Annotated in this window: 13 protein-coding genes; 8 read left to right on the top strand and 5 right to left on the bottom strand. The window is 57.0% G+C overall.

The window, feature by feature from the left end; genetic code table 11:
• Positions 1-72: 72 nt before the first annotated feature.
• The 5 genes from xni to queF all read right to left on the bottom strand — a co-directional run bounded on the left by xni (position 73) and on the right by queF (position 6508).
• Positions 73-828: a flap endonuclease Xni gene (gene xni, locus HMPREF3143_RS23200; protein ID WP_021241892.1), complete on the bottom strand. Its 756-nt coding sequence runs from the start codon at positions 826-828 to the stop codon at positions 73-75.
• A gap of 112 nt (positions 829-940) precedes the next feature.
• Positions 941-2308 carry an L-serine ammonia-lyase gene (locus tag HMPREF3143_RS23195; protein ID WP_070534359.1) on the bottom strand — a complete coding sequence of 456 codons (1368 nt, stop codon included), beginning with the start codon at positions 2306-2308 and terminating at the stop codon, positions 941-943.
• Positions 2309-2373: 65 nt separating this feature from the next.
• Positions 2374-3669 carry an HAAAP family serine/threonine permease gene (locus HMPREF3143_RS23190; RefSeq protein WP_008499642.1) on the bottom strand — a complete coding sequence of 432 codons (1296 nt, stop codon included), beginning with the start codon at positions 3667-3669 and terminating at the stop codon, positions 2374-2376.
• A gap of 515 nt (positions 3670-4184) precedes the next feature.
• The gene (gene ppnN / locus HMPREF3143_RS23185; protein ID WP_008499641.1) at positions 4185-5549 is read right to left on the bottom strand and encodes a nucleotide 5'-monophosphate nucleosidase PpnN; all 1365 of its coding nucleotides are present in this window, start codon (positions 5547-5549) and stop codon (positions 4185-4187) included.
• Between the two features lie 116 nt (positions 5550-5665).
• Positions 5666-6508 carry an NADPH-dependent 7-cyano-7-deazaguanine reductase QueF gene (gene queF, locus HMPREF3143_RS23180; protein ID WP_023294462.1) on the bottom strand — a complete coding sequence of 281 codons (843 nt, stop codon included), beginning with the start codon at positions 6506-6508 and terminating at the stop codon, positions 5666-5668.
• A gap of 69 nt (positions 6509-6577) precedes the next feature.
• On the opposite strand from queF, the gene syd reads away from it, so the two are divergent.
• From syd to HMPREF3143_RS23140, 8 genes are all read left to right on the top strand, one after another.
• Positions 6578-7123, top strand: coding sequence for a SecY-interacting protein (syd, locus tag HMPREF3143_RS23175; protein WP_070534358.1), 546 nt, complete (start codon positions 6578-6580; stop codon positions 7121-7123).
• Between the two features lie 632 nt (positions 7124-7755).
• Positions 7756-8085, top strand: coding sequence for a YqcC family protein (locus HMPREF3143_RS23170; protein ID WP_023294461.1), 330 nt, complete (start codon positions 7756-7758; stop codon positions 8083-8085).
• A complete protein-coding gene (truC, locus tag HMPREF3143_RS23165) occupies positions 8082-8858 on the top strand; it encodes a tRNA pseudouridine(65) synthase TruC (RefSeq protein ID WP_070534357.1) in 777 nt (258 codons plus the stop codon). The genes HMPREF3143_RS23170 and truC overlap by 4 nt, the downstream gene beginning before the upstream one ends.
• A 24-nt stretch (positions 8859-8882) precedes the next feature.
• A complete protein-coding gene (locus HMPREF3143_RS23160; RefSeq protein WP_008499636.1) occupies positions 8883-9332 on the top strand; it encodes a flavodoxin in 450 nt (149 codons plus the stop codon).
• 334 nt (positions 9333-9666) lie between these two features.
• Positions 9667-11022, top strand: a complete 1356-nt coding sequence (gudP, locus tag HMPREF3143_RS23155; protein ID WP_070534356.1) for a galactarate/glucarate/glycerate transporter GudP — start codon at positions 9667-9669, stop codon at positions 11020-11022.
• Positions 11022-12362 carry an enolase C-terminal domain-like protein gene (locus HMPREF3143_RS23150; protein ID WP_070534355.1) on the top strand — a complete coding sequence of 447 codons (1341 nt, stop codon included), beginning with the start codon at positions 11022-11024 and terminating at the stop codon, positions 12360-12362. The genes gudP and HMPREF3143_RS23150 overlap by 1 nt, the downstream gene beginning before the upstream one ends.
• 15 nt (positions 12363-12377) lie before the next feature.
• The gene (gudD, locus tag HMPREF3143_RS23145; protein WP_058653944.1) at positions 12378-13715 is read left to right on the top strand and encodes a glucarate dehydratase; all 1338 of its coding nucleotides are present in this window, start codon (positions 12378-12380) and stop codon (positions 13713-13715) included.
• A gap of 77 nt (positions 13716-13792) precedes the next feature.
• On the top strand, positions 13793-14932 hold the full coding sequence (locus tag HMPREF3143_RS23140) for a glycerate kinase (RefSeq protein ID WP_070534354.1): 1140 nt from the start codon (positions 13793-13795) through the stop codon (positions 14930-14932).
• Positions 14933-14971: the final 39 nt, after the last annotated feature.

Below are 14971 nucleotides of genomic sequence, written 5' to 3'. Positions count from 1 at the left end.
GGTCTAAAGTGTTACCCATGTTTCCGGTTCATACCCTGCGCTTACCGGGCCTACAAAAACCCTGTAGTCGTTTTAACGTTCTAAGCGCAACTGCTGTAAATTCCCGTCCAGCTGTAAATCCGTCTGTAGCGTTGCGATTTCCCGGCAGATAAACGCCATCTCTTTATGCGCCTCCAGCTTCTTGCGCCATTTTTCGGGCACCTCGTCCAGACGGGCGTAAATGCCCTCCAGACTCTGAAAATCGGTCAGCAACTGCGCGGCGCTCTTCGGCCCAATACCGGCTACTCCCGGAACTTTAGAGCTGCTGATGCCTGCCAGGCCCCAGTAATCCGGCAATTGCTCAGGCGATACGCCAAACTCGCTGGCAATGAACGGCGCGTCCAGCCAGCGTTTTTGAAAATAGTCGCGAATACGGATAGTGGGGGAGAGCAGCTGGCAGTAGCCTTTGTCCGTTGAAACGATCGTGGCCTGATGCCCGGCACTCGCCACCTTTACGGCCAGGGTGGCCGCGAGATCGTCGGCTTCATTTCCCTGTGCGCCCCAGCAGGGGACGCCCCGCTGTTCAAATGCGGCGCGCAGCATGGGTAATTCGGCGTGAAGATCGTCCGGCATCGGTGCGCGTCCGGCTTTGTAGTCGGGCAGACGCTGGTGCCGCCAGCCCGTGTTGCGGGCTTCGTCATCAAAAACCGCGACCGCATGGGTGGGTTCACTGTGGCGGATAAGCTGTTCCAGCGCGTGCAGGCAGGTGTCTTTACAAGGCGTCCCCTGTACCGCATGGATACGGCGAATCAGGTTAAGTGCATCGACGATAAGTAAATGAACGGCCACAGATAATCTCCCTTCTATCTAATGCGTGAAGGGTAACACTGTCAGCAGCGTGAAACTATGAATGGTGGGGAAAACAGGAAGAAGCCTCGCAAAACGAGGCTTCCTGAGAGGCTTAATCGCAGGTTACGATCTTCATCGCCAGGCCGCCGCGAGAGGTTTCGCGGTATTTGGCGTTCATATCTTTACCGGTTTCGTACATGGTCTCGATAACCTTATCGAGACAGACGCGCGGTTCGCTGGTGCGGCGCAGCGCCATACGCGCCGCGTTCACCGCCTTCACGGAGGCAATTGCGTTACGCTCGATGCATGGAACCTGTACCTGGCCGGCAACCGGGTCACAGGTCAGCCCCAGGTTGTGTTCCATGCCGATTTCTGCAGCAATGCACACCTGCGCCGGGCTTGCGCCCAAGAGCTCCGCCAGACCGGCTGCCGCCATGGAGCACGCCACGCCGACTTCACCCTGACAGCCCACTTCCGCACCGGAAATGGAGGCGTTCATCTTATACAGCGAACCAATCGCACTGGCCACCAGCAGGTAGCGCGCCAGCGAGTTCGTGTTCACTTCACGGATAAACTTGTCGTAGTACGCCAGTACGGCCGGAACGATGCCGCAGGCACCGTTGGTCGGCGCGGTGACCACACGGCCCCCTGCGGCGTTTTCTTCGTTTACCGCCAGGGCGAACATGTTGATCCAGTCCACCACGGCCATTGGGTCCGTAGTCGTTTTGTCAGTGCTCACCAGCATACGGCGCAGCGCTGCCGCACGACGCGGTACGCGAAGCTTGCCCGGCAGAACGCCTTCGGTGGTGATCCCGCGCTCAATACCGCCGCGCATCACGTCCCAGACGTTAGCGAAGTGCTGTTCCAGCTCCTCTTTGCTGTGCAGCGCCAGCTCGTTTTTCATCATCAGACCGGAGAGGGAAAGGCCCGTCTCCTGGCAGTGGCGCTGGAGGTCTGCCGCCGTTTTGTACGGATACGGCACCTCGACAGAAGAGGTACTGGTTTGACCAAAGTGGTCTTCGTCGACGATAAAACCGCCGCCGATAGAGTAGTAAGTCTGGCTGTATACCGCTTTGTCGCCGGCCAGCGCGGTAATGCGCATGCCGTTTTCGTGTAGCGACAGGTTGTCCGCATGGAAATTCATGCAGTGGTCAACCGGGAATTCAACCTCATGCTCGCCGTTCGCCAGCAGCAGGCGCCCGTGGGTGTTCACGTCCTGGATAAAGCCAGGGATCGCATCAATATCAACGGTATCCGGCAGGTTTCCCGCCAGGCCCATGATAATGGCGATATCGGTGTGGTGGCCTTTCCCGGTCAGGGAAAGTGAGCCGTATACATCGACAACCACGCGGGTGATGTCGTGCAGGATGCCGCGTGCAATCAAGTCATCCGTGAACTGCTTACCGGCTTTCATCGGTCCGACGGTGTGAGAGCTGGAAGGACCAATACCGATTTTGAAGATATCGAATACGCTAATCATGATGCGTCCATTGCTTTCAGTCAGAGAGGAGGGTGTGCGCCGTCCGGGGACGGCGCGGGTGAGAATCAGAACATGGTGTACAGGGAGTAGAAGATCGCAGAGATAGCGATAAGCCCCATGATAACCACAAAGACGTTGCTGACATGACCGCTGTACTTACGCATAGCAGGGACTTTCTGAATCGCGTACATCGGCATCAGGAACAGAATCATCGCGATGACCGGGCCGCCCAGGGTTTCAATCATGCCCAGGATGCTTGGGTTCAGCGTCGCTACCGCCCAGGTGGTGAGCAGCATGAACAGTGCAGTGATTTTGTTCAGCTTGTTGATTTCAATGCTCTTGCCTTTACCGCGCAGAGATTTGATCACCATACCGTTGAAGCCTTCACGTGCGCCGAGGTAGTGGCCCAGGAAGGATTTGGTGATGGCGATCATCGCGATGATCGGTGCCATCCACGCAATCAGCGGTGCGTTAAAGTGGTTCGCCAGGTAAGACAGAATTGAGATGTTCTGCTCTTTCGCTGCCGCCAGGTCCGCCGGGGAGAGGCTCAGTACGCAGCTGAAGACGAAGAACATAACGGTCAGCACCATCATGATGTGAGCGCGTGCCAGGATGCTGGAGCACTTCTTCTCTGCGCCATTACCGTACTCTTCACGTTTCGCCACGGCGAAAGAGGAGATGATTGGGGAGTGGTTGAAGGAGAAGACCATTACCGGGATCGCCAGCCACAGGGTCATCAGCAGGCCGTTACCGGTTGCAGACGCGCTGCTCAGGGACAGGGTTTCCAGCGCTGCGCCGTTCCACTGTGGGATCAGGTAGCAGGCCAGCAGCATCAGTGCGGCCACAAACGGGAACACCAGCACGCTCATCGCTTTCACAATCATCTGCTCACCGAAGCGCACGATGGTCATCATGCCGACAATCAGGATCAGAGACAGGATGGCACGCGGTGGCGGCGTCATGTGCAGCTGGTGCAGCATGAAGCTTTCAACGGTGTTGGTGATCGCCACGCTGTAGACCAGCAGGATAGGGTAAATCGCGAAGAAGTAGAGCAGGGTAATCAGTTTACCTGCGCCCACGCCGAAATGCTCTTCAACTACTTCAGTGATGTCTTCGCCCGGGTTTTTACCGGACAGCACGAAGCGGGTCAGACCGCGGTGTGCAAAGAAGGTCATCGGGAAAGCAATGATAGCCATAATGATCAGCGGAATCAGACCGCCGACGCCTGCGTTGATAGGAAGGAACAGTACACCAGCGCCGATTGCCGTGCCGTAAAGGCCAAGCATCCACATGGTATCCGTTTTGCGCCAACCACTTCGGGATTCAATCGAAGCAACGGTGCTGGTTTGAGTGGTTTCCATCTGTATCTCCTGGAGGAAGCAAATTGTCAGGTTTTTAGTCAAATCCGATGAAAAAGTGCCTGACGGTAATATGAAATTCGTTCAGTGACGGTTTTTTAATAATTTTCGCCCGTAACTATTGGCGGGCGGAAAGATACATTCTCGTTATGAATCTATCAGTGATCGCGATCCCAAATGCAATAATCCACTTATGATGTGGGCATCTTTAGACCATTTATCTGTTAAAAAAACATCAAAGAGAATTTACGCGCGCGAAGGCTACCACCAACGACATGTGCGCTGAAAGACTGGCCCTTGATATAGGTGTCTTTCGCTGTAAAGAAATGGGTTTTTAGTATTTTCTGGCAGGTAATTTGGATTAAGGCTGATAATTTACGGTTGAAAAATACAGGTAATCGTTTGCGTTTGTGGCGATTTTGTAAAAGATATAAGTGATGCCTATGAATTACATCAGGAATAAAAAAAGCCGGGACGCGCAACAGGGCGACCCGGCTTTGATGAGATATCGCTAAGCGTTAGGTGCAGATTTCGTAGCAAGGAATATAGGCGGAGCCCGGCAGCTTCATGCGGTGCTGGGCGACAAAGCCCTGAAGCATGTCATCCATACGGCGCATCATCTCCGGATCGCCGTGGATCTTGTACGGACCGTACTGCTCAATGGCGCGGATACCGACCTCTTTGACGTTGCCCGCCACAATCCCGGAGAAGGCGCGACGCAGATCGGCGGCCAGGACTTCCACCGGCTGATCCGGGTAAAGTTTCAGGTTCGCCATGTTCTCGTGTGAAGGCTCGAACGGAATCTGCAGATCCGGTGCAATGCGGATTGACCAGTTAAAGCTGTAGGCATCCCCGGTATCGCGACGGTTCTCCTTCACCAGCGGCATCGCTTTTTTCATCTGGCGCGCCACTTCCGCAGCATCGTCGATGATGATGCGATAGTGACGACGCGCGGCTTCACCCAGCGTGTGTACGATAAACTCGTCCAGCACGCGGAAGTAGTCGGCGCTCTCTTTTGGCCCGGTCAGGATCAGCGGCAGGACCTGATCTTTGTTGGCCGGGTTCATCAGAATACCCAGCAGATAGAGCAGCTCTTCCGCTGTCCCCACGCCGCCCGGGAAGATGATGATGCCGTGGGCGATACGAACAAACGCTTCAAGACGTTTTTCGATATCCGGCATGATAATCAGCTCGTTAACCAGCGGGTTAGGTGGCTCAGCGGCGATGATGGACGGCTCGGTCATGCCGATAAACCGTCCCTCTTTGTAGCGTTGCTGCGCGTGACCCACTGCGGCACCTTTCATTGGCGCTTCCATCGCACCCGGACCACATCCGGTACAGATATTCAGCTCGCGCAGGCCAAGCTGGGTGCCCACCCGACGCGCATAAAGGTATTCGGTTTCGTTAATGGAGTGACCGCCCCAGCAGACGACCATGTTCGGCGCTTCACCCACGTGCAGGGCACGGGCGTTGCGCAAAATAGAGAACACCAGGTTGGTGATATGGACCGAACTTTCCAGGTCGAGATGCTGGAAACGGCCTGCGTTGTGGATCTGCCCGTTAACAAATAGGATGTCACGCAGCACGGCAAACAGGTTAGCCTGAAGTGAACGGATGATGCGTCCGTCGACGAATGCCTCTTCCGGCGGGTTGATGACTTCAAGCTTCACGCCGCGCTCGCGGCGCAGCACGTTGATATCAAAGCTTTCGAAGCGGGACAGCAGTTCTTTACTGTTGTCTGTCAGGCTTCCGGAGTTCAGAACGGCAAGTGAACAGTTACGAAACAGTTGATAAAGATCGCTGCTGGCCGTGCGTTTAAGCATGTCCACTTCCAGCTGCGACAACATATCCATTGAGCCAAGCGGGCTAATATGTGTAATCAAGTGAGCTCCTTACGGGACGATTATCGTCTTTCCCTGTTGATTACAATAGCCCTGCCGCGTGACGTTTCACAACCTAAAGCGCGGAAGATACCGCGCATATTGTGAAAATATTTATATTACTGACGCACCAGCCGGCCCGTCGCAGGCACAAAATCGGTGTTGGTACGCCACGGGTTGATGTCCAGGCCGCCGCGGCGGGTGTAGCGCGCGTAAACGCTCAATTTTTCTGGCTGGCAGAAGCGTTGGATATCGCTAAAGATGCGCTCCACGCACTGCTCGTGGAATTCATTGTGATGGCGGAACGACACCAGGTAGCGCAGCAGCTTTTCCCGGTCGATTTTTGGCCCGCGATACTGGATCTGCACCGAGCCCCAGTCCGGCTGGTGGGTAATCAGGCAGTTGGATTTAAGCAGATGGCTCACCAGCGTCTCTTCAACCACCTTGCCGCTCGCCGCGTTTTCGAGGTAATCGGCGCTGAATTCATAATTCTCCACCTCGATATCCTGATCGTCGATGCAGGTCCCGTTGAAGTGGGCGACTGGCTGGCCTTCCAGCTCGTGCAGGCGATACAGTGAAACGCTCACCTTTCCCTGCGCGCAGGCGCTTAAATCACGTTCCAGGGTGCGCTGAACGTCGTCCCAGCTGTTGAACTTTGTCTGGTTAAAACTGTTGAGATAGAGCTTAAAGCTTTTGGACTCGACGAGATTCACGCTGGCATAGTCCAGCTCAACGTGTCCCACCGCCACCTGCGGCAGGCCGCGCGCGTTGAGCCACGAGAGTTCGTACAGCGTCCAGATATCGCCACCCACGAACGGCAGCGCGTCCGCGTGCAGTCCCAGAGGGTCGCGGTTCAGGCTACGCGGCACGCCCTGCAGCAGGCTTGCATCGTAGGTATCGCGGTAATCGGTCGATTTACCCAGCGTTAAGCCGGTTAACGCCTGATGATTTTCGTAAGACATGTTTCATAGCCACTTTACAGGTACACTTATGGCCTGAGTTTATCCTGTCTGACAAGAAGAGAGAAATCGGTGGACATCGAAACTGCAAATGCCCTCACTACCTTCACGACCCGCTACTGCGACGCATGGCATGAAAAGCAGGGCACGTGGCCGCAAAGTGCTGATTTATATGGCGTCCCTTCGCCGTGCATTATCTCTTCGCTTGAGGATTACGTGATCTGGCAGCCGAAGCCGAATAACGGCGAGCAGAATGTAAATGCGGTTGAACGGGCAATGGACATTGTGGTACAACCAGTGGTTCATGCGTTTTATGCCACGCAGTTTGCAGGGGATATGCCCGCGCGCTTTGCGGACATGACGCTGACGCTGTTGCAGACCTGGAGCGAAGACGATCTGCAGCGTGTTCAGGAAAACCTGATCGGTCATCTGGTCACGCAAAAACGCCTTAAGCTTTCTCCGACGCTCTTTATTGCCACGCTGGACAGCGAGCTGGACGTTATCTCCGTCTGTAACCTGTCAGGCGAAGTGATTAAAGAGACTATCGGTACCCGAAATCGCGAGACTCTCGCCCCTTCTCTTGCGGATTTCCTCACCCGACTTGAGCCCCTTCTGTAATCCATGCTGCTACAGCGCGTGTGAGAGATCTCTTACAAGGTTTGTGAGAGATCGCTGGAACATTCAGTATTACCTCATTAAATTCAGATTAATATCACTCTATTTTTCAACGAATTAGTTGTTCCTCCTATTATTTTTAGGGAGTCCCCGCGTCTTACAACGCTGGCTGAGTGGGTTGTAAGACGAAGCGGAATAGCGGATTCTATCTCCGTCGACAGGAAGCCGACACGAGAAACGAACATCAGGATGATGGCGTTTCTCACACAGGACTCGTCAGGATGGCGCAGCAGGAAGGCTTCTGGATGAAGCGAAGTGGATAACGCAGGATGCGTAAGGGACACCTCCAGGAAGGAGAACGAGAGCCGGTCAGGATGGTCGGTGGGTCAGGAAGGCCAGGACGTTTCAGGATGAAACAAACACGTCAGGAAGAGGTGTGCAGGATGCGAAAGGTAGACGGATGACCAGGCCTTCGGGCTTCAGGAAAAGTTGTCACGGATGAGCAGGGAGCACGAATTGTAGCTGGAATGCTGCGGAACGAACCGGGAGCACTGTTTTTACAGTGCTCCCTTTTTTTATTTCTGCCTTTCGCAATGCTATGCTGCGCGCCGTTTACATTTTCAGTTGAGGTTACTATGACGCAACACGATAGCGTTCGTGCTCAGTTGCACGCCATCGAAGCCCTTTTGCGCCAACATCAGCTGTGGCAGGAGACCGCGCCGCAGCCAGAAGCGTTCGCCAGCACCCAGCCCTTTTGCCTGGATACGCTGGCCCCTTTCGAGTGGCTGCAGTGGGTGTTAATTCCGCGCATGCACGCCCTGCTTGAGGGGGGGCACCCCTTGCCGCAGGCGTTTGCTGTCTCTCCCTATTATGAAATGGCGCTCGACGCGACGCACCCTGCGCGCGACGTCATGCTGGTCGAACTGGAAAAGCTGGATGCCCTGTTTGCCGGTGAAGATGCATGACGCTTGAGATCCTCTATCAGGACGAGTGGCTGGTGGCGGTGAATAAACCGTCAGGCTGGCTGGTGCACCGCAGCTGGTTGGATCGCGACGAGAAAGTGGTGGTGATGCAGACCGTGCGCGACCAGATTGGTCAGCATGTGTTTACCGCCCATCGCCTCGACAGGCCGACCTCCGGCGTGCTGCTGATGGGACTTTCCAGCGAAGCTGGCCGTCTGCTGGCCCAGCAGTTCGAACAGCACCAGATCCAGAAGCGCTACCACGCGATCGTGCGTGGCTGGCTGACCGAGTCCGCCACCCTGGACTACCCGCTGGTGGAGGAGCTGGACAAAATCGGCGATAAATTTGCCCGGGATGACAAAGGCCCGCAGCCGGCCGTGACGGATTATCGCGGCATGGCAACCACGGAAATGCCGGTGGCCACCAGCAAATTTCCGACCACACGCTACAGCCTGGTCGAGCTTCTGCCGAAAACCGGGCGCAAGCACCAGCTGCGACGCCATCTGGCGCATCTGCGCCACCCGATTATTGGCGACAGCAAACACGGTGATTTGCGCCAGAACCGCAGCGCGGCCGAACACTTTGGCTGCCATCGTCTGATGTTACACGCAAGCGAGCTGAGCTTGATGCACCCGTTTACCGGCGAGCCGCTGACTATCCGCGCGGGGCTGGACGACGTCTGGATGCAGGCGCTGTCACAGTTTGGCTGGCTGGGACAACTCCCAGAAAATGAAAGGGTTGAGTTTGTATCGGGCAACGTTCAGGATGAAGAGTAAGCGTATTCACTATGGGAAAATAGCATGGCTGAAGTAGGCATTTTTGTCGGCACAATGTACGGCAACTCGCTGCTGGTCGCGGAAGAGGCGGAGGCGATTCTGGCAAGCCAGGGTCATAAAGCCACGGTCTATGAAGATCCGGAGCTGGCGGACTGGGAAAAGTATAAAGATAAATACATTCTGGTGGTGACCTCCACCACCGGGCAGGGCGATCTGCCGGACAGCATCGTGCCGCTGTTCCAGGGCATTAAAGACCAGCTTGGCTATCAGCCAGACGTTCGCTACGGCATCATCGCCCTCGGCGACAGCGCTTACGCTAACTTCTGCGGCGGCGGCAAGCAGTTCGATGCGCTGTTGCAGGAGCAGAGCGCCCAGCGCGTCGGCGAGATGCTGCTGATTGATGCGGGTGAGCACCCGGAGCCAGAAAGCGAATCAAACCCGTGGGTGGAGAACTGGGCCTCACTTCTCAAATAACACTCTGCCCGGCGGCGCTTCGCTTGCGCGGGCCTGCGGGTTTTCCAGGCCGGGTCAGGCGTAGCCGCCACCCGGCATTACACTCCGCACCAAACGCCATTTCCATGATCCACCTTCCACTCCTCTGGGCTTATGCCCTAAACAACCTCCCTCACGCCCTTTAATACTGTGTTTTTGCACGGTGAGGTGAAGAGGCACTCCTTCATATACTTTCCCGGTCACGATAAAACGGCTTCAGGCCGTACCAAAACGACAAAAACCAATCTCATTCTGCTTACCCTACCGGTGCTGTACAGAATGAACCAGGCGAAAGCTATGTTTCAGGAGTGCAACAATGAGTTCATTAAGCCACGCAGCGAGCAGCGCTGAAAAGCGCACCAATGCACGCTACTGGATAGTGGTGATGCTGTTTATCGTCACGTCCTTTAACTATGGTGACCGCGCCACGCTGTCGATTGCCGGCTCGGAAATGGCAAAAGATATCGGCCTTGATCCCGTGGGCATGGGTTACGTTTTCTCCGCCTTCTCGTGGGCCTACGTCATCGGGCAAATTCCTGGCGGCTGGCTGCTCGACCGCTTTGGCTCGAAACGGGTCTACTTCTGGTCCATCTTTATCTGGTCTGCCTTTACCCTGCTGCAGGGCTTCGTCGATATCTTCAGCGGCTTCGGCATTATCGTGGCGCTCTTCACGCTGCGCTTCCTGGTGGGCTTAGCGGAAGCGCCTTCCTTCCCGGGCAACAGCCGCATTGTGGCGGCCTGGTTCCCGGCGCAGGAGAGGGGAACGGCGGTGGCGATTTTCAACTCCGCACAGTACTTCGCGACGGTGATCTTTGCGCCCATTATGGGCTGGCTAACCCATGAGGTGGGCTGGTCGCACGTGTTCTTCTTTATGGGCGGACTCGGGATCGTCATTAGCTTTATCTGGCTGAAAGTGATCCACGAACCCAACCAGCACCCTGGCGTAAACAAAAAAGAGCTGGAGTACATCGCTGAAGGCGGCGCGCTGATCAACATGGATCAGAAATCCTCGACGGCGAAAGTGCCGTTCAGCAAGAAATGGGCGCAGATCAGGCAGCTTGTCGGATCGCGCATGATGATCGGGATCTATCTGGGCCAGTACTGTATCAACGCCTTGACCTACTTTTTCATCACCTGGTTCCCCGTGTACCTGGTGCAGGCACGCGGCATGTCGATTCTGAAAGCGGGGTTTGTTGCCTCGGTCCCGGCAATCTGTGGCTTCGTGGGGGGCGTACTCGGCGGGGTCATTTCCGACTGGCTGATGCGCCGCACCGGTTCCCTGAACATCGCGCGTAAAACGCCTATCGTGCTCGGCATGCTGCTCTCCATGACCATGGTGTTCTGTAACTACGTCAATGCCGAGTGGATGATTATCGGCTTTATGGCGATGGCCTTCTTCGGCAAAGGCATTGGCGCGCTGGGCTGGGCGGTGATGGCGGATACGGCCCCGAAAGAGATCAGCGGCCTGAGCGGCGGTCTGTTCAACATGTTTGGCAATATCTCCGGGATTGTTACGCCCATCGCTATCGGCTACATCGTCGGCACCACCGGATCGTTTAACGGTGCGCTAATCTACGTGGGTGTGCATGCGCTGGTGGCGGTCCTGAGTTACCTGGTGCTGGTGGGGGATATCAAACGCGTCGAACTTAAACCTGTTGCGGAGCGTGGCTGATGACAACGCAATCGAGCCCTATCGTCACCGAGATGAAGGTCATCCCGGTGGCCGGGCAGGACAGCATGCTGCTCAATATTGGCGGCGCGCATAACGCCTGGTTTACCCGTAATATCGTCGTGCTAAAAGACAGCGCAGGGAATACCGGCGTGGGCGAGTCCCCTGGCGGAGAGGTGATTTACCAGACGCTGGTCGATGCCATTCCGCAGGTCGTGGGGCAGGAGATTGCCCGTCTGAACAGGGTGGTTCAGCGGGTGCATAAGGGCAACCAGTCGGCAGACTTTGAGACGTTCGGTAACGGTGCCTGGACGTTTGAACTGCGCGTCAATGCGGTCGCCGCACTGGAAGCGGCTCTGCTTGATTTACTGGGTAAGGCGCTCAATGTCCCGGTCTGCGAACTGCTGGGGCCCGGCAAACAGCGCGATGCGGTCACCGTGCTGGGCTATCTGTTCTACATTGGCGATCGCAATAAAACCGATCTCCCCTATCTGGCTCGATCCACGGGCGATCACGACTGGTATCGCCTGCGCCACCAGGAAGCGCTCTCCAGCGACGCGGTGGTGCGGCTGGCCGAGGCGGCGCAGGATCGCTACGGCTTTAAGGATTTCAAGCTGAAGGGCGGCGTGCTGCCCGGCGAGCAGGAGATTGAAACGGTCCGGGCGCTGAAAAAACGCTTTGCGGATGCTCGGATCACCGTTGACCCAAACGGCGCATGGCTGCTGGATGAAGCGATTAGCCTGTGCAAAGGGCTGGGGGATGTCCTGACCTATGCGGAAGACCCCTGCGGCGCGGAACAGGGCTTCTCGGGCCGCGAAGTGATGACCGAGTTCCGTCGGGCCACCGGGCTGCCGGTGGCGACCAATATGATCGCCACGAACTGGCGCGAAATGGGCCATGCGGTGATGCTCAACGCCGTCGACATACCGCTGGCGGACCCGCACTTCTGGACGCTCTCAGGCGCGGTCCGCGTGGCGCAGCTGTGCGATGACTGGGGACTCACCTGGGGCTGTCATTCGAACAATCACTTTGATATTTCGCTGGCGATGTTTACCCACGTTGGCGCCGCTGCGCCGGGTAACCCCACCGCCATCGACACGCACTGGATTTGGCAGGAAGGCGAAGCCCGCCTGACGAAAAATCCGCTGGAAATCATCAATGGCAAGATTGCCGTACCGGATGCGCCGGGCCTGGGCGTGGAGCTGGACTGGGATCGGATCCAGAAAGCCCATGAGGCGTATAAAAAATTGCCGGGCGGCGCGCGAAACGATGCGGGCCCGATGCAGTACCTTATTCCCGGCTGGACATTTGACCGTAAGCGCCCTGTTTTCGGACGTCACTGATAAAAGGATTACACGATGAGTACTTTTACGACCCCTGTCGTCACTTCCATGCAAATCATTCCGGTTGCGGGCCATGACAGCATGCTGATGAATCTGAGCGGCGCGCACGCGCCGTTCTTCACGCGCAACATTGTCATTATCAAAGACAATGCCGGCCATACCGGCGTGGGTGAAATTCCGGGCGGGGAGAAGATCCGCAAAACGCTGGAGGACGCCATTCCGCTGGTGGTGGGCAAAACGCTGGGTGAGTACAAAAATGTCCTCAACACCGTGCGTAACACCTTTGCCGATCGCGATGCCGGGGGCCGGGGTCTGCAGACCTTCGATTTGCGCACCACTATCCACGTGGTGACCGGCATTGAAGCCGCGATGCTGGATCTGCTGGGCCAGCATCTGGGCGTTAACGTTGCGTCGCTGCTGGGCGAGGGGCAGCAGCGTAGCGAAGTGGAAATGCTGGGCTATCTGTTCTTTGTCGGCGACCGCAAGCTGACGCCACTGCCGTATCAGAGCCAGCCGGATGAACAATGCGACTGGTACCGGCTTCGCCACGACGAGGCAATGACCCCGGATGCGGTGGTGCGCCTGGCGGAAGCGGCATACGAAAAATATGGCTTCAACGATTTCAAACTGAAGGGCGGCGTGCTGGCCGGGGAAGAAGAGGCGGAAGCCGTCACCGCGCTGGCAAAACGTTTCCCGCAGGCGCGCGTGACGCTCGATCCGAACGGGGCCTGGTCCCTTGATGAAGCGATTGCGATCGGCAAGCAGCTGAAAGGCGTGCTTGCCTACGCGGAGGACCCGTGTGGGGCTGAGCAAGGCTTCTCTGGCCGTGAAGTGATGGCGGAATTCCGTCGCGCTACGGGGCTGCCGACCGCGACCAATATGATTGCGACCGACTGGCGTCAGATGGGACACACCTTATCCCTCCAGTCAGTCGATATTCCGCTGGCTGACCCGCACTTCTGGACGATGCAGGGTTCGGTGCGCGTGGCGCAGATGTGCCATGAGTTTGGTCTGACCTGGGGTTCGCACTCCAACAACCACTTCGATATCTCGCTGGCGATGTTCACGCACGTCGCCGCCGCTGCGCCGGGCACGATCACTGCTATCGACACCCACTGGATCTGGCAGGAAGGTAATCAGCGTCTCACTAAGCAGCCGTTTGAGATCAAAGGTGGCATGGTGCAGGTGCCCTCTACGCCCGGGCTGGGGGTTGAGCTGGATATGGATCAGGTCATGAAGGCCCATGAGCTGTATCAGAAACACGGTCTGGGCGCGCGCGACGATGCGATGGCGATGCAGTATCTCATCCCTGACTGGACATTCGACAATAAACGCCCGTGCATGGTACGATAAACGCATTGGGACCGCTCCCATGAGCGGTCTTTTACGTGGTGTATGCTTAACGTAACGACTATGCGTAAGGATGGCTTATGAAAATTGTTATCGCACCGGACTCGTATAAGGAAAGTTTGAGTGCGCTTGAGGTTGCGACAGCGATAGAACGTGGTTTTCGCGAGATCTTTCCCGAGGCGGTTTACGTGAAGCTGCCGGTCGCGGACGGTGGCGAAGGGACGGTTGAGGCGATGATCGCGGCAACGCAGGGAAGCATTGTGCATGTTCCGGTGACCGGCCCGCTGGGCGAGCGCGTGGAGGGGTTTTATGGCTTGTCCGGTGATAAGCAGAGCGCCTTTATTGAAATGGCGGCGGCAAGCGGCCTGGAGCGGGTTGCGCCTTCGCAGCGTAATCCGCTGAAAACCACCTCCTGGGGCACGGGCGAACTGATTCGTCACGCGCTGGATGCGGGCGTTAAGCATATTATTATTGGCATTGGCGGCAGCGCTACCAACGACGGCGGTGCAGGGATGGTGCAGGCGCTGGGGGCGAAGCTGCTGGACGACAATGAACAGCCTCTTGGGCAGGGCGGGGGCGAGCTGAGAAAACTCGCGCGTATCGACCTGAGCGGGCTGGACAAGCGTCTGGTGGAATGCCGGATTGAGGTGGCCTGCGATGTAACCAATCCGCTTACCGGGAAGGATGGCGCGTCAGCGGTATTCGGCCCGCAGAAGGGCGCCACACCCGAGATGATCGTCACCCTGGACAACGCGCTTGCGCACTATGCAAGCGTGATTGCCCGGGACCTGGATATCGACGTGCTGAACCTTGCTGGCGGCGGCGCGGCGGGGGGCATGGGCGCGGCGCTCTACGCCTTTTGCGGCGCGCAGCTGCGCCAGGGCATTGAGATCGTGACCGATGCGCTACACCTGTCCGACCAGGTGGCCGATGCGGATCTGGTGATCACGGGGGAAGGCCGCATTGACAGCCAGACGATCCACGGCAAAGTCCCGGTGGGGGTGGCAAAGGTGGCAAAACGCTTTAACAAACCCGTTATTGGCATTGCAGGCAGCCTGACGGCGGACGTTGGCGTGGTACACGATCACGGCATTGATGCCGTGTTTAGCGTGATCTACACCATCTGCACGCTGGAAGACGCGCTGGAAAATGCCGGCGAGAACGTCAGGATGGCCGCAAGGAATATCGCGGCGGTGCTGAAAGTGGGGCAGGCATTTTAGCTGTGATTGCCGGGTGGCGGCTTCGCCTTACCCGGCCTA

This window comes from Enterobacter sp. HMSC16D10 (assembly GCF_001807145.1).
In the GTDB taxonomy this organism is placed as follows: Bacteria; Pseudomonadota; Gammaproteobacteria; order Enterobacterales; family Enterobacteriaceae; genus Enterobacter; species Enterobacter roggenkampii.
Note: the sequence above shows the minus strand (reverse complement) of the source record. Positions and strands in the feature narration are given on the sequence as shown.

What these genes read in the sequence shown, in the direction of transcription:
- HMPREF3143_RS23140 (WP_070534354.1), top strand. Translation starts at nt 13,793, where the DNA reads ATGAAAATTGTTATCGCACCGGACTCGTATAAGGAAAGTTTGAGTGCG.
- gudP (WP_070534356.1), top strand. Translation starts at nt 9,667, where the DNA reads ATGAGTTCATTAAGCCACGCAGCGAGCAGCGCTGAAAAGCGCACCAAT.
- gudD (WP_058653944.1), top strand. Translation starts at nt 12,378, where the DNA reads ATGAGTACTTTTACGACCCCTGTCGTCACTTCCATGCAAATCATTCCG.
- HMPREF3143_RS23160 (WP_008499636.1), top strand. Translation starts at nt 8,883, where the DNA reads ATGGCTGAAGTAGGCATTTTTGTCGGCACAATGTACGGCAACTCGCTG.
- queF (WP_023294462.1), bottom strand. Translation starts at nt 6,508, where the DNA reads ATGTCTTACGAAAATCATCAGGCGTTAACCGGCTTAACGCTGGGTAAA.
- HMPREF3143_RS23195 (WP_070534359.1), bottom strand. Translation starts at nt 2,308, where the DNA reads ATGATTAGCGTATTCGATATCTTCAAAATCGGTATTGGTCCTTCCAGC.
- truC (WP_070534357.1), top strand. Translation starts at nt 8,082, where the DNA reads ATGACGCTTGAGATCCTCTATCAGGACGAGTGGCTGGTGGCGGTGAAT.
- HMPREF3143_RS23150 (WP_070534355.1), top strand. Translation starts at nt 11,022, where the DNA reads ATGACAACGCAATCGAGCCCTATCGTCACCGAGATGAAGGTCATCCCG.
- HMPREF3143_RS23170 (WP_023294461.1), top strand. Translation starts at nt 7,756, where the DNA reads ATGACGCAACACGATAGCGTTCGTGCTCAGTTGCACGCCATCGAAGCC.
- HMPREF3143_RS23190 (WP_008499642.1), bottom strand. Translation starts at nt 3,669, where the DNA reads ATGGAAACCACTCAAACCAGCACCGTTGCTTCGATTGAATCCCGAAGT.